The organism is Microvirga ossetica, assembly GCF_002741015.1.
GTDB lineage: Bacteria > Pseudomonadota > Alphaproteobacteria > Rhizobiales > Beijerinckiaceae > Microvirga > Microvirga ossetica.
In genome coordinates, this window is the sequence record NZ_CP016616.1 from 1,372,075 (window position 1) to 1,390,742 (window position 18,668).

Sequence of the window (18,668 nt, forward strand, 5' to 3'; positions counted from 1 at the left end):
CCGATTCACCGGCGGAGACTTTTTTCCGGCCGGGCTTAACCAAATAACGACAACTGCTGGCGAATTCTGGCGGAGATCGTCGTGAAGACGCCGAATCGGGATTCGTTGTGCCTGCATATCTGATCATCGCTCTCAGCATTTCCATCGCGGCCGCCGGGATCATCGGCGCGGCCCTGCTGCTCGTGCGCGGGACCAACGACGACTTCGCGAAGGCGGAGGGGGAGCTTGCCAATCTCGCCCTGTCCCTTCAGGAGCGCGTGGACGGGGTCTTCCAGTCCATCGAGAACGTTCTGCGCGACGTGGTCGGCCGCATTCCGCAAAACTGCCTGCAGCCGCACGAGTTCGACGGATTTGCCGCCTCGCAGGCGACGAAGGCGATCCTGGTCGGGGCAACCCACTGCCTTTCGCAGATCGTCCGCATCGATCTCGTCAACGCCCGCGGGAGGATCGTCGGCACGTCGAATCCCCACCCGATGGCCGATGCGATCTACCTGACCGACACATCCTACTACCGGGCGCTTTCGATCGATGCATCGCTGCTGCTCTATCTCAGCGAGCCGAGACGGATCCCGGCGACCGGCAAGAAGGTTCTCTCCCTCGCCCGGAAGATCACCGACACCGATGGAAACTTCATCGGCATCATCGTTTGCACCGTCGATCTCGCTTATTTCGAGAAGATCTTCGACGAGCATCTCAAGACGCGCCTGCTGGCGATCACCCTCTATCGGCGCGACGGCACCATTCTCGCCCACCGCCCGAAATCGGAGAGAGCGCTCGGGCGCCGAATCTGGCGGCCCAACACGCCGCTGCAGCGGATGATCGCGAAGAACAGCGCGACGCTCATTCGCGACGTCAGCTGGATCGACTTGAAGGAGCGGCTCGTCGCTCTTCATCCCCTCGCCAACTATCCCGGCGGCATCGCGGTCAGCCGGCCCGTCGCCGAACTCATGGCCGGACAGCGCTTCGAAGCCCGCCTGGTCCGGTTCTTCGCCTATCTCATGGACATCGCCGTCGAAGCCGCCAGCCTGCTCGGCCTGAGGCATGTCCGAACCGGTATTCTCAGAGCCGCCAGCGAGAGCTACCTGTCGCGTCACGACATGCTGACCAGGCTCCCGAACCGGCAGCTCTTTCTCGAGGAACTCGCGCGCACGTTCCTCGTCTCTCAACGGGTCGGCAAGGACTTCGCGCTGCACCTGATCGACATCGACCGGTTCAAGGACATCAACGACAATCACGGGCATGGGGTCGGAGACCAGATCGTCCAATCCGTCGCGCGGCGCCTGCGCGACCGCATCAGAAAGAGCGATTTCATCGCCCGCATCGGCGGCGACGAGTTCGCGATCATTCAACGGCCGATCAGGGGACGGCCGCAGGTCCTGGATCTCATCGCCGCGGTTCAGGCCGCCATGAAGGTTCCCGTCACCGCCGGCAACACGGAGTTCGATGTCGGCCTCGCCACGGGCGTCGCGGTTGCCTCCACCGACGGCAAGACCTCGACCGAGCTCATGAAATCGGCCGACATCGCCCTCTACGCGGCGAAATCCGATCCCGACAGCAGCTATCGGCTCTATGACGCGGACATCAAGGATTCGCGCGCGGAACGCCGCGCGCTCGAAGGAGCCCTGAAGACGGGTCTCGACAACAGGGAGTTCGAGCTGTTCTACCAGCCGATCCTCGACCTTGCCACCAATCGGATGTGGGGCTGCGAGGCACTGGTGCGGTGGAAACACCCGGCGAAAGGGATGATCTCGCCGCTGCAGTTCATTCCGACCGCCGAGGAGTCGGGTCTCATCGGCCCGATGGGCGACTGGATCCTGCAGGATGCGTGCTCGACGGCCATGACCTGGGTCCATCCGCTGAAGGTCGCGATCAATCTGTCGCCCGTGCAGTTCAAGTGCCGGGACGTCTTCGCCAGCGTCAAGAAGGCCTTGAGCGTCTCCGGCCTGCCGGCCCATCGCCTGGTCCTGGAGATCACGGAATCCGTCAAGCTCACCGAGGAGGCGACCTCGACGCTCAAGCGGCTCAAGGGGCTCGGCGTCTCGATCTCGCTCGACGATTTCGGCACCGGCTATGCCTCGATGAGCTATCTGAGAAGCTTTCCCTTCGACAAGATCAAGATCGACCAGTCGTTCGTGCGTGGAATGGATTCGCCCGACAGCCGCGCGATCATCAAGGCGACGATCGGACTTGCGAACGATCTGAAGATGAGCACGACGGCCGAAGGCGTCGAAACCGAAGAGCAGCTCAACGCCCTGCGCATGGCCGGCGCCTCTCAGGCCCAGGGCTACCTGATCGCCAAGCCGATGCCGCGCGAAGCGATCTCAGCCTTCATCGAGCAGACGCAACCCGCTCATGAGGCCGGCCGCGACGAGCCCGTTCCGGAGCGCGCCGTCGCCTGAGCCTGCGCGCGACCTATCTTCGTCACATCGGCCTCTCGCAGATTTCCGAGGAACAAGACCAATGATCATTCGCAGCGGCCTCATCCGCAATCGCGACGGCATCGATTTCGCTGCCTTCTCTCGGCACTGGCGTCAGGTGCATGGTCCTCTGGCTTTGCGCGTCGAGGCCATGCGGGCCTACCGGCAGAACCACATCGTCGCGCGGCTGCCGGCTCCGCGAGGCGACAGGCTGCATCGCGTCGACGGCATCTCGCAGCTCTGGTTCGACGATGTCGAGTCCATTCGTGTCGCCATGGCCTCGCCTGAACAGCAGGCCTGCATCGAGGACATCCGCGGGTTTCTCAGCGATGTGACGATCCTGATCCAGCAGGAAGGAGCGTTGCGGCGGCATGGCGAAGCCGACCGGCTCCCGGTGAAGTTCATCTACCTCTTGGAAGGTTCGGAAACTGCCATACGGGCTGTGGCGGAGACACTCTTTGCCGATCTTGCCGCAGGCTCGGACGATGCTGCAATCCGCGTGAACCCGGTCATCGATCGGAATTTTTCCGTGGATCCGACGGTCTCGGCCGGCGGCCAGGTCATCGACACCGTGCTCGAGGTCTGGTTGCCGGAGGGAATCGACGATGCGATCGCGCAGCGTGTCCTGACCGAAAGTCCGCAGATCGGAATCGTCGGCGCCTTCCGGGTCGACGAAGCGATCCTGAAAAGCACTTGAGCCGCAAGAGCGCGATCTTGCCGCTCAGCAGGCGATCTGCGCGCCGGTCATGTGCACGGGGGTGACGGGCCTGACGTCGCGGCCGGCGACGGAACATGTCAGGCGCGCTTCCGACCGGCATAGCGGTCCCTTCGGCGGCCCGGCTCTCGGGCCGACGGCGAACTGAACGGTCACTTCGCCGGGCGCCGTCTCGAGAAAGCCCTCGACGGACGACAGCCAGGTCTGCGCGACGACGTCCTCCGTCGCGCGCGCTTCATTCAGGGCCTGCTCGAGACAGACCGCCGCGGCCTCTTTCGGGAGCAGAGGCTCGGGCGCGACGGGCGGCGCGATGGCCGCCGTCGTCTCGACGTCGGCGGTCTGATTCACTTCCGTCGACGACGGTTCGGACACTTCCGGATCGCCACGAAATCCGTTGACCGTCGCGAACGCCAGAACCGCAAAGACCGCCGTCTGGACCGGGATGCGTTTCAGCTTGCTCAGCAGCGGCGTCCGGCTGAAGAGCACCGGTCCGTACAAATGGACGAAGATGGCAATCACGGCGAGGAATATGAGAATACGAAGCATCATGGATTTTGCCCGCGCGATATCGTGCGAAAATGAACGGCTTGTCCTGAGAACGTCTTCGACTTAGCGCAGGATCCGCGTCCCCGCATGCGTCAAGTCCCACTTCACGCTTTTACGGTTAACCATCTCTTAAAACGCCGACGAAGATGTGGTCTGCGCTGCGATTCCATGCTCATGCGAGCACACCCTTCCCGATGCCTCGCCCGATCGCTTCGGCTGCATCGACAATCACATTGTCAACACATTAGCGGGTCATGCGCGGGTCGTGCGTTCCGAAGGCCGACGCGATTGTTTCATCGTTTCGGAATGTAAGCCTAAGACGATTATCAAGGGGCATTTTTCAAGAATGACGACACCAACCAATTTAGAGACGCTCTTTCTGCAGCTCATCAACGAAGCGCGCGCCAATGCCGGGGTCAAGGCGCTCGCTTTCGATGGCGAGCTCCTGGATTCCTCCGATGCGCACAGCGCGTGGATGGATCAGACCGACACGTTCTCGCATACCGGCGTGAACGGCTCCAGCGCCGGCGCCCGCATGACGTCGGCCGGTTATGGATGGCAGGGCTGGGGCGAGAACATCGCCTATGTGAGCGGCGGCATGACGGAAGCGACCGTGCGCCAGCTGCACACCAACCTGATGAACTCGCCGGGCCATTATGCGAACATCGTCAACGGCTCGTACGAAGAGATCGGGATCGGGCTCAAGGAAGGCACGATCAACGGCTACAAGGTCGTGTTCGTGACGCAGAATTTCGGCACGCCGAATGCGGCGGAGCGAGCCGAGCCGAACGACGTCGGCGCCACGACGCCGACCGCGCCCGCAGGGCAGTCCATCGTCGGCAGCAACTCGAACGACACGCTGTACGGCACGGCCGGCAGCGACACCATCAACGGCAATGGCGGTCGTGACGCCCTCTGGGGCGGATCCGGCGCCGACACCTTCCTGTTCGATACGGCATCGGAAGCCAACGGCGATACGATCGGCGACTTCGTCCACGGCACCGACACGATCAATCTGTCGGGCATCGACGCGAACACGCGCACATCCGGGAACCAGGCCTTCTCCTTCATCGGCTCGGATCGCTTCCACAAGGTGGCGGGCGAATTGCACACCTATCGTCTCGCGGATGGAAACACCTATGTCTCCGGCGACACGAACGGGGACGGAGCTGCCGACTTCGCCATCAAGATGTTGGGCAACCACACTTTCGCAAGCGCCGACTTCGTGCTCTGACAAAAAGGCCCCCGGTTGGTCCGGGGGCCTCGCACCAAAACGCGCTGTTTTAAGCGCGCTCTTCCCAGAGCTTGGCGAGCTCGACGATGGTGGTCACTGCCTTTTCCATGTCCTGGCTGCTGACGAATTCGAGCGGGGAATGGAAGGCATGGCCGCCGGCGAAGATGTTGGCGCAGGGCAGCCCCATGAAGGAGAGGCGCGAGCCGTCCGTGCCGCCGCGGATGCTGCCGCGCACGGGCGTCATGCCGGCCCTGCGGATCGCTTCGACCGCGTTCTCGACGATCTGCGGATGCTGGTCCAGCACCACCTTCATGTTGCGGTACTGCTCCTTGACCGTGAAGGTGTAGCTCGAGCCCGGATAGGCCTCCAGCACCTCTTTCGTGATCGTCTCCAGCAGCGCCTCCTTGGTCTTGAGGCCCTCCTCCGTGAAGTCGCGGATGATGAAGCTCAAGTTTGCCTTCTCCATCACGCCGGAAATGCCGGTCGGATGGATGAAGCCGTCGCGGCCCTTCGTCGTTTCGGGCGCCATGTCCTTCGGCAGCTTCGCAACGATGTCGCCGGCGATCCTGATGGCGTTCTCCATCTTGCCGTAGGCGAAGCCCGGATGGATCGCCACGCCTTTGATCGCGATCTCGACCGCATCGGCGGAGAAGCTCTCGTCCTCGATCGTGCCGGCGGTCTCGCCGTCCATCGTGTAGCCGAAATCGGCGCCGAGCTTCTGGAAATCGACCTTGTCGACCCCGCGGCCGATCTCCTCGTCGGTGGTGAAGAGGATGCGGATCGTGCCGTGCCTGACGTCCGGGTTGTTGATCAGGAACTCGGCCGCCGCCATGATCTCGGCGATGCCCGCCTTGTCGTCGGCGCCGAGCAGCGTGGTGCCGTCCGAGGTGACGATGTCGTGGCCGACGAGGTCCTTCAGCACGGGGTGATCGGCGACCCGGATGACCTGGCTCCTGTCACCCGGCAGCACGATGTCGTCGCCCCGGTAGTTGCGGACGACCTGCGGCTTGACGCCCGTGCCGGAAAAGTCCGGCGCCGTATCCATATGGGCGCAGATGCAGATGACGGGCACATTGTTCTTGTGGCTGTTCGACGGGATAGTCGCATAGACATAGCCATGCTCGTCGAGATGCGCGTCGGAGACGCCGATCTCGAGCAATTCCTCGACCAGCAGGCGGCCGAGATTTTTTTGCTTCTCGGTCGAGGGCTGGGTCGGGGACTTGGCGTCGGACTGGGTGTCGATGACGACGTAGCGGAGGAAACGGTCGGTAACGCTGACGGCCATGGGAGGATCCAAACTGCGAAGGGACCCTTTTGTAGCGGGGCAAGGCCGTCCCGTGAATGGGGTATCTGCCTCCGGTCGCGCGACGGTCAGAAATGGCCGGGAGGGGCTGCCGCGTCACCGGCCGCCGGCTGTGGCAGCCGCACCGGGGCGAAGATCGAGATCGACTCCTTGCGCCCGGCCAAAGGCTCGCGCCCGACCTCCCGCCACGCGCTCCGATCTGACGAGCCTTCCACGGCCGCGCCGGAGGCCAGGATCATCTCGCCGTAGCGCTTCGTCGCCTGCTCCAGGCGCGAGGCGACGTTGACGGCGTCTCCGAGCACCGTGAACTCCATCCGCTCGTCGTCGCCGACGATGCCGCAGAACACCTCGCCGACATGGATCCCGATCCCGATCCGCACCGTATGCGGCAGTTCGCGCGTCGCGTTCCAGTCCTCGACGATGCGGGCGAGGTCATGCGCGAAGGCGAGCGCGCGGACGGCGTCGTCGCCGCCCTCGTCCGGCACCCCGAACAGGATCAGCGCGCCGTCGCCGATGAACTTGTCGACGAAGCCGTGATGCCGGCGCACGCAGGTGAGGATCCGTGTCCGGAAGGCCGTGAAGAACAGGGACAGGCGCTCCGGATCCATGCCCTCGGCCATGCCGGTGGAGTCGCGGATGTCGACGAAGACGATGACAGCCCGCTGACGGCGTCCACGGCGCAGGGCGGCGTCGCCCGCCGCCACCCGGGGCGCGATCTCCGCCGGCAGGAAGCGCGAGAGGCTGGCCCGGCCGACCGCGTCCTTGACGGCGGAGGTGAGCAGCCGCCGGGAGCGGACGATGCCGAAGGCGGTCGCCGCGCCGGCGAGAAGGATCAGCGAAAAACGCATCACGTTGACCGGCATCGAAAACAGCCGGTACCACGGCACCTCTTCGGTGCCGGGCTCGAGGACGAGGCGATGGTCGAGGGCAACCGCGATCCCGACGAGCCCGAGCGCCAGCAGGGCGATGGCGCAGAGCTGGACCTTGACGTCGTAGCGCAGGGCGCCGACCGCGAGGATCAGCGGCGCCGCCCAGACGATGGGGGCCGACGGCAGGGCATTGCCGGGCAATCCGCGATCGTGGACGGCGAGATATGCGATGACGAGGACGAGCCCGACATCCAGCACCATGAACAGATAGGAGAAGCCGTGACGCCAGCGCTGCGGAACGGCGAGCGCGATGCTGGCTGCGCCGGTTGCGAGAAAGCCGAGGGAGGCGAGCCAGGCGTTGTGCTGGAACAGGTCGAGGGTCACGCCCGTCCATTGGAGGAGAAGCCTGTCGGCGACGAGAACCGTGAGGATGACGCAGATGCCGATCGCCACCCGCAGCCACCCGATCAGCCGCTCCGCCGCCACCTCGTGACGGCGCATCAGCGAGGCGATCAGGTCACCTTCCAGGGGCCGGTTGGGAATGCCGATGAACGACTCCGCTTCGTGGGTTGCATCATCCGTTCCCCGCCTTGGCCGCATGATGGTCTCCTGGCCCCCGGTTCGTCAGGGCGGGCCGCCGGCGGATTAGAGCATGGCCCCGTCCAGGGCTTCAAGCCTGCTCCCGAGCCTTCGGCTGAACCGAAGGCTCCCTCTCGAACATCCGCATTGTGCCCCTCGCCTGCCCATGGACAAATGCGGCATGTCCGATCTCTCCTGGTGGCACCTTCTCCCTATCGCCGCAACGTTTCTCCTGGCCGGCCTCGTGAAGGGCGTGACCGGCATGGGCCTGCCGACGGTGGCGATGGGCCTTCTGGGAGCGATCATGTCGCCCGTCGCGGCGGCGGCGCTGCTGATCGTGCCGTCCTTCGTGACCAATGTCTGGCAGCTGTTCTCCGGCCCGAGCTTTTCTGCGCTGATCCGCCGGCTCTGGCCAATGATGGCCGGCATCGTCCTCGGCACGGTGGCAGGCTCGTCCATTCTGGCGCACGGACAGACCCGATGGACCACGGCCGCCCTCGGAGCCGCCCTGCTCCTCTATGCCGGCTTTACCCTTCTCGCCCGGCAGCTCTCGGTGCCGGCCCGGCTGGAGCCATGGCTCTCGCCCGCCATCGGCCTGACGACGGGCCTCGTCACCGGCGGCACGGGTGTGTTCGTCATCCCCGCCGTGCCCTATCTTCAGGCGCTCGGATTGCGCAAGGACGACCTGATCCAGGCCCTGGGTCTGTCGTTCACGGTCTCGACGGTAGCACTCGCAATAGGACTCGCATGGCGCGGCGCATTCCAGCTCGACGGGCTCGCCCTGTCGTCGCTTGCCATCGCCCCTGCCCTCCTCGGCATGTGGCTCGGCCAGGCCATCCGCCAGCGGGTGAGCCCGGTCACCTTCCGGCGCTGGTTCCTGGTGTGCCTGCTGCTGCTCGGGACGGAGCTCGCACTGAGGCCTCTGCTCTAAACGGGCCTCGCCACAAGGCAGCACAGTCCCAGCATCGCCAGCGCCGCGAGCACGAAGATGCCGTCGCGCCTGTGAAAGCCGGGCGCGTTCAGGATCGTGCGCGGATTGTCCGGTCCGAGGCCTCGCGCCTCCATCGCAATCGCCGTGCGGCTGGCGCGGCGGATGGCGTAGGCGAGAAGCGGGATCACGAGGCCTGCTACTTCGACCGGACCGGGAATGCGCCTGATGCGGCGCCCCGATTTCATGGCGCGGGCGAGGCGCATCTGCTGCGCCTCCCCTGCGAGATCGGGCACGAGCTGCATGCCTGCGAAGAGCGAATAGCCGATGCGCGGCGGAAGTTTTGCGTGCTGCATCAGAGCGCGCACGAACAGGCCGGGATCGGTGGTGAGCGCGAAAAACAGCGAGATCATGCCGCAGGCGAGCGCACGCAGGAACAGGGTGAGGCCGGCGGAAAAGGCGGGCGATGCGAGAAGGGATTCGCCAGCCATGCGCAGGGCGAAATCGCTCTCCTGGCGAAACAGCAGGCTCGTGGTGAGAAAGCCGAAGCCGAAGAGCGCGAAGGGCACCGTCAGCGCAAGCAGCACGAACGGCGATGTGCGGTTTAACGCAACAAGCGCAAGAGCCGGCACGAGGATCGCGGCGAGCTGGAAGCGCGCATCGAAGATCAGCACGGCGGCGACAAGCCAGATGCAACAGACGAAAAGCTTGCTGAGAGGGTTGAGCGCCTTCAGCATGCGGTGGCCTCCAGCCATCGCATGGCGTCGGCGCAGGACGGCTCCGCCAACCCGGCGCGGGCGAGAAGCGCCTGGTCGTTCATCAAAGCTGCGGTCGGTCCCTCCGCCAGAATGCCGCCCTCCCCCACCACGATGGAACGGGCGCAGAGCCTGAGCGCGAGATCCATGTCGTGGGTGATCAGTGCGACGGTGCGGCACTTGTCGCGCAGCGTGAGGATTTCCCCCGCCAGATGCTTGGCGCCATGCGCATCGAGACCCGCCATCGGCTCGTCGAGCACGAGGAGCGGCCAGCGATCGGCGATGGTGAGCGAGGCCAGCGCGAGCCTGCGCTTCTGGCCCTGCGAGAGCTCGAACGGATGATTGTCCGCAAGCGCCGCGAGGCCCCAGGAATCGAGCGCTGCCGCAACGCGCGCGGCTTTCTCGTCTGCGCTTAGGCGATCTGGCAGAGCCATCGCCAGCTCCTCGCGCACGGTGCCGGCGACGAGCTGGTTCTCCGGCCGCTGGAAGGCATAGCCGCCCGCCGGCCCGTGCCGTCGTCCCGCCTTCGGCGGCAGGAGGCCGGCGAGGCACAATCCGAGTGTCGACTTGCCGGCGCCGTTCCGGCCGAGCACGCCGAGAATCTCGCCCTCGTGGATGGAAAGATCGATGCCGTGCAGAACCGTCGGCCCGAGGAAGGGCGCGCAGTCGACATGCTCCAGCCGCACGAGAACGGGTGCGTTGCGGATCGCGACTGCATCGTCCTGCGAACGGCGGGACGCAATGTAGGAGTCGACGACGGGTCGGGCTGCGTCGATCGATAGTCGCGGTGCCGTCGCGGGATCGAGATGGGCCAGCGCCTCGGCGACGGAAAGCGGCGCAGCGGGGGATGCAAGGTCGGCTTCGGCCAAGGCCGCGTCGAGCGCGCACGCCGCCGGACGCCAGATGCCGTGCGCTTCGAGAAGCGCACGGCTGTCGCGAAAAATCTTGCGCGGCTCGCCCTCGGCAACGATCGTGCCCTCGCGGCCGAGCACGATCATGCGGTCGATGGACTCGATCAGCCCATCGAGACGGTGATCGACGATAAGAACGCTGCGGTCTCGGTCGCGTATCGTGAGCAGCGCGTGCAGACGTCGCGCCGCTTCGGGCGCGAGATGTGCCGTGGGCTCGTCGGCGACGAAGAGCGGTGTATCCTGGATCAGCGTTGCCGCCAACGCAACAAGCTGCCTTTCGCCGCCCGAGAGCTGCGCCGAGCGGCGCCGGCGCCACGCATCGGGAATGCCGACACGCCGCATGACATCTGAGACCGCTTCAAGGATGCGCTCCGGCGGCCAGGCGCGGTTCTCGAGCGCGAAGGCGAGTTCGTCCTCGACGCGCATGCCGCAGAGCGTCTGATCCGCGTCCTGGAAATACTGCGCCACGAGGGGCGCCCAGCCCCAGGGCTTTCGCGTGCCGACATCGTCGCCGAACAGGCTGACGCGCCCCGCCACCTCAGCCGGAATGCTGTCGGGGATGAGGCCCGTCAGCGTGAGCAGCAGCGTGGACTTTCCCGAGCCCGATGGGCCGAGCAGCAGCACGCGCTCGCCGGAGCGGATCGTCAGATCGACGGGTCCGACGGCCGCCCGTTTCGCGAAGGGATAGCGGATCTCGACCGCGTTCCACTCCGCCGCGGCCGGAGCCGGGTCAGGCTGCAGCAGAGCGCTTCTCGACATCGATCGCAAGACCGGCGAGCGCACCGGTTCTGTAGAGCGCCTGCACGATGACGTGGCCGAGCCAGCCGCCGAGCAGCGCGCCGCTGAAAGCTCGCAGCACGAACATGGCGATCAGCACCGTCGGCTGCAGCGCACCGTAATCGAAGCGGATCCAGGTATAGGCGAACGAGAAGATCGCGGCTCCCAAGCCTGCCGCCATCAGCACCGGCAGCGAATAGTTGCGCCAGCGCGTTGCCGCGAAGACCGCCTCCGCACCGGCGCCCTGGACGATGCCGGTGACGATCAGCAGCAACCCGGCGGGGCTTCCCAGCAGCACCTGCACGGCGGCAGCGAGCACTTCGGCCGCGAAGGCCGCACCGGGCTTGCGGATGATGGCGGCAGCGACGATGGAGGCGACGAACCAGAAGCCCATCACCACATCCATCGTCACGGAGCCGAACATCGCCTGCGCGATCAGCCAGACCTGCACCCAGCCGAGATAGAGCACGGCAAAAACCGCGCCGATCACGGTGACGATCAGGATCTCCCTCAACGTCCAGCCTCGTGTCACGGGCATGGCAACCTCCTTGAGTGGGGGATGAGAATTTTTGGGAAGAAATTAAACCGCGCTCGGGCTGTTCGCCGAGACCTTGAGATCGAGCGCCACATGGCCCTGCGGTGCACCGAAGCGCAGGAAGGCTTCGCTCAAGGTCGCGAAGACCGGACCCGCATCGCCGCGCAGCTTCGTGCAGAAGTTTTTGGAGCGGTCGAAGACGCCGGACTTTTTCAGAAAATCGATGCAGCCGTAGATCTCGTCCATGTGGTGACCGCTGCCGAGCGGATAGAGCGAGAACTGCGCGGCGACGACCTGCCCCGTCTTTGCGGCGACTTCCACATGCTGCAAGGCGGCTGCGATGCGCTCATCGAGCGAGCGATCATGGTTCGAGCCGGCAATCGGCGTGCAGATCGGATCGTCGGGCTCGCCCAGGCATCCGCGCGAGACGGTTGCCGCCAGCACGCAATGCACGCCGCGCTTCGAGGCGGCGAGAAAGAGATCGCGCATGGCCGGAAAGAGCTGATCGGGCGGACCGACCAGCAAGGTCGAGATGTCGTCGGTCTCGATCCGGAAGTTCGGACGGTAGGGGTCGAGCGCGCCGATGGCGCCGAGGATGACGTCGACGAAATCGTCGGTCATCGGATAGAGAGACACTTGTGCGCCGGAAAACATCGTCGCCTCGCTCCGCTGGCATTACCCAGATCAGCTTGAGGGTCCGACGGCTTCGCGCCGTCATCTCAGCCCCGGCAATACGGAGCACCCCTGTTGGAATACGCTTTGCTTAGCACCCTTCGCCGCAGCCTGGCAAGCGACGGGAGTCCTTACTGCACCGTGACCTGATCCTTGATCTTCTCGAAAGCCGGGCGGCGCAGCACGCGTTTCTTCACCAGATCGTCCACGGAGGCATAGGGACGGCCCCGGATGATGGCCTTGCCGAGCGATCCGGCCCCGTCCAGCGTGTTCAGGTCTTCGAGGGAGCCCTTGTTGAGATCCACAAGGCTGGCATCGGAAGCTCCGGAGGAAGCCACCGCCGATGCGACCTTCACGGGTTGGGCGGCTTTCGCGGGCGGGGCCACCGCGCCCGTCAGGTTCATGTCGTTGCCGCGGGCCGGAACCGGCGCGGAAACCTTGGCGACCGCTGCCTCAACCGGCTTCAGAGTGGCGAGGGGTTGAGGAGCCGCGGGCAAAACGAGAGCTGGAATGCTCGGAGGTTCGGCCGGCGCGCGGGCCGTGTCCTTCGGCTCCGCCACGGGTCGCGGCGCGGTATCCGGCTGAACCATCGAGACGGCGACGGGTACCGACGGACGCGTATCGGCTACCCGGATGGGAGCGGTTTGAACCGGCGCCGCAGGGTTTCGGATCTCGACGGGCGCCGGGGTCGGCGGAGCTATGGCGACCAACCCTTCCGTTGGGGAGCCTGCGCCTCCGGTCAGCCCCAGGGCCAGCGATCCGCCGGCGATGAGGCCTCCGACCAGGAGGAGGCGCATTGTCTGGAGAGCGGGATTATCGCGCCTTTCGCAAGGCACGTGGGTGCGGGAAAGATCGCCAACCTGCATGGGCCCCTCTCACGTTGTTCTAACGTTGAACGCGGAACGTCTGCATAGGGCTAGACTGTGGATGTGGCGCAGACGTGGCAAAGTTTGTCGTTGTCTGTGCATCGGCGAAGATTCTGACGATGGCCTGTTATAGCGGGCGCAACGGCCTGCGCAATATCATCACCTTACGGAAGTATCAATTCAGAGACTCCGCACCTGCGCCGGCGCACCGATCTCGCATTCGAGCGCCGCACGGTCCCAGTCGCCCGCATCGGCTGCGGCCGCGTAGGTGGTGACGAGAAAATCGAGCAGCAGCGCGTCGGGATCCGCCGCGAGACGCACGGTCTCGTAGGGCAAGATGAACTCACCTAAGGTCGCGTCGAAAGTCGCACCCTGCGTCACGGAGGCCTCGCGAAAGCCCGGCGGCTCGGGATAGGCATATGAATAGAAGGCGGCTCGCGGAAACGCTTCGCTGCCGGGCCAGAAGCCCGCGCTCGACACCTCGTGCGAATAGGCCTCGCGGGTCACGTCGTCCGGCAGGCCCGGCACGCCGCCGGGATGCAGCGGCGCGGGCCGTCCGGAAAAACGCGTGACCGCGAGATCGAAACTGCCCCAGAAGAAATGCACCGGCGACGACTTGCCCAAAAAGCCGCTGCGAAACAGCTTGAACACCCGATCCGCCTGCACGAGCGCGCGCCAGAAGCGATGTGCAGCGTCGGCGTCGTAGGAGGCATGCACGCGGTCCTCCGAGAAGGGTATCGGATCGGGCACCTCGTTCGGCATCGTGTTGATCGAGACCGGGATGCGAAGATCGTTCAGAAGGCCGATGACGCGGGCATAGAAATCCGCGACGCTCTGCGGCTGCAGCTCGAGATCCCGCTCGTCCCCGCGGCTGGTGCGCATGTGCAGACGATGCGCGATGAAGTCGAACTCGATCTCCAGGATCTCGTTCCCGACCGGGATCGGCGATGTGCCGAGGCCGCGTGCGGTGACATAGAGCGGCACCTGCCAGCCGTGATTGAGCCAGGGCGAAAGCGCGAGCCTGACCTTGCCGACGATCTGCGTCCAGAGCTGCAGGGTCGCGGCGGTGTCACGCCATTCGGGATAGGATAGTTCGGGCCAGGCTGCGTCGTTCATGGGGCGTCTCCCTGCATGCGGGATCAGGATCGCCCGGTTAAACTAGAGCGTCTTCGCGCGCGGGAAACCGTGCCGCCTCTCGCCTGACAAACGCGAGGCGGCCCGCCATCGGTGGGACAGCGGGCCGCCTCGACATTCCTTGAGCATCACGCGGCCGGGCGCATGCCGGCTGCGATGGGGGTCGGGATCTCGATGTCGACCTCCAGCGTCGAGACGGAGGCGCCGCGATCCATCTTGATCTGCACGTTGTCCTGCGGCACCGACATATGCTTGGCGATGACCGCCATGATCTCCTCGCGCAGGATCGCGACAAGATCGGATTCGCCGCCGCCGCCGACGATGGTGCGCTCGTGGGCGAGCAGGACCTGAAGCCGCTCGCGGGCGACCGGCGCGGATGTGTTGCGTTTGAAGAAGTTGAAAAGGCTCATGCGGCCCTCCGTGCGAAAAGTTTGCTGAACAGACCGCGCTGCTTCTGCACCTCGACCACGGTCTCGCCCGTCAGCTTGCGCACTGCGTCGAGATAAGCGCGGGCTGGCGCGGAGTTCGGGCTGCCGAGCGTCACCGGTGCGCCGAGATTGGAGGAGCGCAGCACCTCGGTGCTCTCCGGAATGATGGCGAGAAGCGGGATGGAGAGGATATCGAGCACGTCCTCCACTTTCAGGATTTCCCCGCGCTGCGCGCGCGCCGTGTCGTAGCGCGTGAGCAGGAGATGCTTTTCCACCTGCTCGCCCTTCTCCGCCTTCTCGGTCTTGGAATCGAGCAGGCCGATGATGCGGTCGGAATCGCGGATCGAGGAGACTTCCGGGTTCGTGACGACGACGGCGACATCCGCGTGGCGCATGGCGAGCGTGGCGCCGCGCTCGATGCCGGCCGGGCTGTCGCAGATGACCCAGTCGAACTTTTCGCGCAAGCCATTGATGACGCGCTCGACGCCCTCTTCCGTGAGGTTGTCCTTGTCCCGGGTCTGCGAGGCCGGCAGCAGGTACAGGGACTCGAGGCGCTTGTCGCGGATCAGAGCCTGCTCGAGCTTCGCATCGCCCTTGACCACGTTAATCAGGTCGAACACCACGCGGCGCTCCGCGCCCATGATCAGATCGAGATTGCGCAGACCGACATCGAAATCGACCACAGCCACTTTTTTGCCCGTCTGCGCGAGCGCCGCGCCCAGGGCCGCTGTCGAAGTCGTCTTTCCGACGCCCCCTTTGCCCGACGTCACGACAAGAACTTTCGCCATTCCCGGTTCTCCTCACCCTTCAAATCTATCGTTGCGACGGCATCGCCGGCAGATGGCCTAAGGGGCCGCAATCCTGGCTGGAATGCGGGGGCCGCGGAGGCAGTCGCGGTTTGCTACGCTACGGAATAAATCTCATTCGGCGCCCAACATGGTTACCGGCGGGTTAAGAAATGCGGCTCGGGATCGATTTTTCGGCGGAAAACAAAGGTTTTTCGCAAAGGCGAACGCCTTTGAGGAACCTTTTCCTCGAACAGGACGTAAAGCTTCGCCCTCGGCGCATTGTCCCTCATTGACCTTCCGGAAGGTCCCTCTAGCCTTGATTCAGGTCATGGAGGTCCTCCTATGCGGCACGGATGGCGACTTCTTATCCTGGCGACATTGTCGCTCGTCGGCGCTCATGCTCCGGCTTTCGCCCAGCAAAGCACGACCGTTCGGGTCGGGCATTTTCCCAACATCACCCATGTGCAGGCCCTCGTCGCGCGCGGCTTCGAGCGGCAGGGGCGCAGCTGGTTCGGGGAGCGGCTAGGACCGGGCGTGAAGATCGAATGGTATGCCTACAATGCCGGTCCGAGCGCGATGGAGGCGATCTTCGCCAATTCGCTCGACCTGACCTATGTCGGTCCCAATCCCGCGCTCAACGCCTATGCGCGCTCGCGTGGCGCGGAGGTGCGCGTGGTGGCCGGTGCGGTGAACGGTGGCTCCGCGCTGGTCGTCCAGGGCGATTCCACCCTGTCGAAGCCGGCCGATTTCAGGGGCAAGCGGATCGCCACGCCGCAATTCGGCAACACGCAGGATGTGGCCGCTCGGGCCTGGCTGGTGGCAGGCGGGTTGCGCATCACGCAGACGGGCGGCGATGCGCAGGTGGTACCGACCAGCAATCCCGATCAGCTCTCCCTGTTCCAGAGCAAGCAGCTCGACGCGGTCTGGACTGTGGAGCCCTGGGTCTCGCGGCTGGAATCGGAATCCGGCGGCAAGATCCTGGTGGAGGAGAAGGAAGCCATCACGACCATTCTGGTGTCGAGCGCCGGCTTCCTGGCCAAGAACCGCGATCTCGCCAAGCGTTTCGTGGCGGCCCATCGCGAGCTGACCGAGTGGATCCGGAAGAACCCGGAAGAAGCGCAACGGCTTGCTCGCGACGAGCTGCAGGCCTCTTTCCGTCTCGACATGTCGCCGGAGCTGGTGGCGCGGGCCTGGAGCCGCATGGTCATCACGTCGGATACGACGCGGGAGGCCTTTCAATCCTTCGTGACCAGCGCGCAGCAGGTCGGCTTTTTGCGCGATACGCCCGATCTGTCCCGCCTGATCGAGGCGCCTTGATGGAGGCGGCGCGTTCCGATTTCGTCGCCGATGTCTCCGCCAAGCTCCTCGTCGACGGGGTGTCCAAGTGGTTCACCCCGTCGCGGACGCACGTCCACGCCCTCGACAATGTCTTCCTTGCCATCGACGAGGGTGAATTCGTCTGTCTGCTCGGGCCGAGCGGATGCGGGAAGTCCACCCTGCTCGACATCATGGCAGGTCTGACCATGCCGGATTCCGGCCGCGTGCTCGCCGACGGCAAGCTCGTGGAAGGGCCCGGGCGGCAGCGGCTCGTCATGTTCCAGGAATCGGCGCTGTTTCCGTGGCTCGACGCCTTCGGCAACGTGATGTTCGGGCTCAGATTGCGGCCGGATCTGAGGAATGCCGAGCGCAAGGACATCGCCAACCATTTCCTCAAGCTCGTGGGGCTCGAGAAGTTCAAGCATGCTTATGTGCATGAGCTCTCGGGTGGCATGAAGCAGCGTGTCGCGCTGGCGCGCGCGCTCGCCCCCGATCCGCAGGTGCTGCTGATGGACGAGCCCTTCGCTGCGCTCGATGCGCTCACCCGCGATCAGCTCTACGACGACATCCAGCAGATCTGGATGGAAAGCCGCAAGACCATCGTCTTCGTCACGCATAACGTGCGCGAGGCGGTGTGTCTCGGCGATCGCGTGGTGCTCATGTCGCCGTCTCCGGGACGCATCGCGCAGATCTTCGACATTCCCTTGGCGCGACCGCGCGACATCAACAGCGCCGAGCTTGCCGGCTATGCATCGCAGATTGCCGCGGCGCTCAAGGGCAATATGAAGAAGGCGGCCTCCGAATGAAGCGCATGGCCGTCGCCCTCTTCTTCTTCGCGGTGCTGATCGGCCTGTGGGAGCTTGCCGTGCGCAGCGGCCGCTGGTCCCCGGTGCTGCTGCCCTCGCCGATCTTCGTCGCGGAATACATCTGGGCCGCATTGCTCGATGGCACATTGCTAGAATCCACCTGGGTCACGCTCAAACGCCTCCTGCTCGGCTACGCCGCCGGCGTGATCATCGGCCTGCCGCTCGGCCTTTTGACCAGCACGTCACAGGTCTTCGAGGATACGATCGGCGCGCTCGCGCTCGGCTTCCAGACCCTGCCGAGCGTGTGCTGGGTACCGCTGGCGCTGATCTGGTTCGGCCAGACCGAGGGCGCGATGCTGTTCGTCGTCATCATGGGTACCGTGTGGTCCGTGATCATCGCCACCGACCATGGCGCACGCAACATTCCGCCGATCTATGCCCGCGCGGCGCGGACCATGGGTTCGGAAGGCTTCCACAAATGGACGCGCGTGATCCTGCCGGCCTCGCTGCCCTTCCTGGTCAGCGGCATGAAGCAGGGCTGGGCCTTCGCCTGGCGCTCGCTCATGGCGGCGGAGATCTACGTCACGATCCTCACCGGCTTCGGCCTCGGCCACCTGCTGCATTACGGGCGCGAGCTGAATGCCATGGACCAGGTCATCGGCATCATGATCGTCATCGTCGTGATCGGGCTTCTCGTCGACCGCCTGCTGTTCTCGCCCTGGGAGCGCGTCCTGCACAGGCGCTGGGGAACGAACGTGAAGGAGACATGACGAGCTTGCGACCTCCCCCAGCGTGTCTGAGGTCTGGAACATTTCCTCTCAGCCGGCCACCAAAGCATGCGTTTCCGTGATAGCCTGCACCCTACCTCGCATGTGAAGGAGGTTGAGATGCGCAACATTGTCGCCCGTCTTGCTCCGCTGGTTTTTTCCGTATCGACAGCGCTGGCTCAGGCCGGTCCACCCGCCGAGGGCGCGCCGGCTGCTGGCACGACTGACAGCGGGGTGCTCTGGTGGATCGCCATCCTGGCGATCCTGGCGGTCGTCGCCTTCTGGTACGTCGCCAAAAGCAGGAATCGTCCGTAGGGGAAG

Annotated in this window: 19 protein-coding genes and 1 riboswitch; of the genes, 8 read left to right on the forward strand and 11 right to left on the reverse strand. The window is 65.1% G+C overall.

Going from position 1 to position 18,668, the window contains the following annotated elements; translation table 11 throughout:
- Positions 1-107: 107 nt before the first annotated feature.
- Together BB934_RS06445 and BB934_RS06450 are read left to right on the forward strand one after the other, a co-directional pair.
- On the forward strand, positions 108-2,399 hold the full coding sequence (locus BB934_RS06445; protein ID WP_099508893.1) for a putative bifunctional diguanylate cyclase/phosphodiesterase: 2,292 nt from the start codon (positions 108-110) through the stop codon (positions 2,397-2,399).
- A gap of 61 nt (positions 2,400-2,460) precedes the next feature.
- The gene (locus BB934_RS06450) at positions 2,461-3,114 is read left to right on the forward strand and encodes an EthD family reductase (RefSeq protein ID WP_157934061.1); all 654 of its coding nucleotides are present in this window, start codon (positions 2,461-2,463) and stop codon (positions 3,112-3,114) included.
- A 24-nt stretch (positions 3,115-3,138) separates the two neighbouring features.
- Here BB934_RS06450 and BB934_RS06455 read toward each other — a convergent pair whose 3' ends face one another.
- Positions 3,139-3,681: a hypothetical protein gene (locus BB934_RS06455; protein ID WP_099508895.1), complete on the reverse strand. Its 543-nt coding sequence runs from the start codon at positions 3,679-3,681 to the stop codon at positions 3,139-3,141.
- Between the two features lie 343 nt (positions 3,682-4,024).
- Between BB934_RS06455 and BB934_RS06460 the strand changes: the two genes are divergently transcribed.
- Complete coding sequence (locus BB934_RS06460; RefSeq protein ID WP_099508896.1) at positions 4,025-4,912, forward strand: CAP domain-containing protein; 888 nt, start codon at positions 4,025-4,027, stop codon at positions 4,910-4,912.
- 49 nt (positions 4,913-4,961) lie between these two features.
- Here BB934_RS06460 and pepT read toward each other — a convergent pair whose 3' ends face one another.
- Both pepT and BB934_RS06470 read right to left on the reverse strand, forming a co-directional pair.
- A complete protein-coding gene (gene pepT, locus BB934_RS06465) occupies positions 4,962-6,197 on the reverse strand; it encodes a peptidase T (protein ID WP_099508897.1) in 1,236 nt (411 codons plus the stop codon).
- Positions 6,198-6,283: 86 nt separating this feature from the next.
- A complete protein-coding gene (locus tag BB934_RS06470) occupies positions 6,284-7,684 on the reverse strand; it encodes an adenylate/guanylate cyclase domain-containing protein (RefSeq protein WP_099508898.1) in 1,401 nt (466 codons plus the stop codon).
- A gap of 160 nt (positions 7,685-7,844) precedes the next feature.
- On the opposite strand from BB934_RS06470, the gene BB934_RS06475 reads away from it, so the two are divergent.
- A complete protein-coding gene (locus tag BB934_RS06475) occupies positions 7,845-8,594 on the forward strand; it encodes a sulfite exporter TauE/SafE family protein (protein WP_237050207.1) in 750 nt (249 codons plus the stop codon).
- Here BB934_RS06475 and BB934_RS06480 read toward each other — a convergent pair.
- The 8 genes from BB934_RS06480 to minD all read right to left on the reverse strand — a co-directional run bounded on the left by BB934_RS06480 (position 8,591) and on the right by minD (position 15,457).
- Positions 8,591-9,328, reverse strand: coding sequence for an energy-coupling factor transporter transmembrane component T family protein (locus tag BB934_RS06480; RefSeq protein WP_099508900.1), 738 nt, complete (start codon positions 9,326-9,328; stop codon positions 8,591-8,593). The two genes, BB934_RS06475 and BB934_RS06480, sit on opposite strands and share 4 nt — an antisense overlap.
- Complete coding sequence (locus tag BB934_RS06485; protein WP_099508901.1) at positions 9,322-11,016, reverse strand: ABC transporter ATP-binding protein; 1,695 nt, start codon at positions 11,014-11,016, stop codon at positions 9,322-9,324. Before BB934_RS06485 ends, BB934_RS06480 begins: the two co-directional genes overlap by 7 nt.
- Positions 10,988-11,572, reverse strand: coding sequence for an ECF transporter S component (locus BB934_RS06490; RefSeq protein WP_099508902.1), 585 nt, complete (start codon positions 11,570-11,572; stop codon positions 10,988-10,990). Before BB934_RS06490 ends, BB934_RS06485 begins: the two co-directional genes overlap by 29 nt.
- A gap of 42 nt (positions 11,573-11,614) precedes the next feature.
- Entirely contained in the window at positions 11,615-12,223 is a 609-nt protein-coding gene (locus tag BB934_RS06495; RefSeq protein WP_099512664.1) for a YkoF family thiamine/hydroxymethylpyrimidine-binding protein, read from the reverse strand.
- A riboswitch (TPP riboswitch) is annotated at positions 12,214-12,325 on the reverse strand. Its footprint overlaps the gene before it by 10 nt.
- Before the next feature lie 47 nt (positions 12,326-12,372).
- The gene (locus BB934_RS06500; RefSeq protein ID WP_099508903.1) at positions 12,373-13,107 is read right to left on the reverse strand and encodes a ComEA family DNA-binding protein; all 735 of its coding nucleotides are present in this window, start codon (positions 13,105-13,107) and stop codon (positions 12,373-12,375) included.
- A 180-nt stretch (positions 13,108-13,287) separates the two neighbouring features.
- Positions 13,288-14,223: a DUF5996 family protein gene (locus tag BB934_RS06505; RefSeq protein ID WP_099508904.1), complete on the reverse strand. Its 936-nt coding sequence runs from the start codon at positions 14,221-14,223 to the stop codon at positions 13,288-13,290.
- Positions 14,224-14,369: 146 nt separating this feature from the next.
- Entirely contained in the window at positions 14,370-14,651 is a 282-nt protein-coding gene (gene minE / locus BB934_RS06510; protein WP_099508905.1) for a cell division topological specificity factor MinE, read from the reverse strand.
- The gene (minD, locus tag BB934_RS06515; RefSeq protein ID WP_099508906.1) at positions 14,648-15,457 is read right to left on the reverse strand and encodes a septum site-determining protein MinD; all 810 of its coding nucleotides are present in this window, start codon (positions 15,455-15,457) and stop codon (positions 14,648-14,650) included. The genes minE and minD overlap by 4 nt, the downstream gene beginning before the upstream one ends.
- A 342-nt stretch (positions 15,458-15,799) precedes the next feature.
- Between minD and BB934_RS06520 the strand changes: the two genes are divergently transcribed.
- The 4 genes from BB934_RS06520 (at position 15,800) to BB934_RS06535 (ending at position 18,662) form a co-directional block, all read left to right on the forward strand.
- Complete coding sequence (locus tag BB934_RS06520; protein WP_099508907.1) at positions 15,800-16,774, forward strand: ABC transporter substrate-binding protein; 975 nt, start codon at positions 15,800-15,802, stop codon at positions 16,772-16,774.
- Positions 16,774-17,580 carry an ABC transporter ATP-binding protein gene (locus BB934_RS06525; RefSeq protein WP_099508908.1) on the forward strand — a complete coding sequence of 269 codons (807 nt, stop codon included), beginning with the start codon at positions 16,774-16,776 and terminating at the stop codon, positions 17,578-17,580. Before BB934_RS06520 ends, BB934_RS06525 begins: the two co-directional genes overlap by 1 nt.
- Positions 17,577-18,350 carry an ABC transporter permease gene (locus BB934_RS06530; protein WP_099508909.1) on the forward strand — a complete coding sequence of 258 codons (774 nt, stop codon included), beginning with the start codon at positions 17,577-17,579 and terminating at the stop codon, positions 18,348-18,350. The genes BB934_RS06525 and BB934_RS06530 overlap by 4 nt, the downstream gene beginning before the upstream one ends.
- A 117-nt stretch (positions 18,351-18,467) precedes the next feature.
- The gene (locus tag BB934_RS06535) at positions 18,468-18,662 is read left to right on the forward strand and encodes a hypothetical protein (protein WP_099508910.1); all 195 of its coding nucleotides are present in this window, start codon (positions 18,468-18,470) and stop codon (positions 18,660-18,662) included.
- Positions 18,663-18,668: the final 6 nt, after the last annotated feature.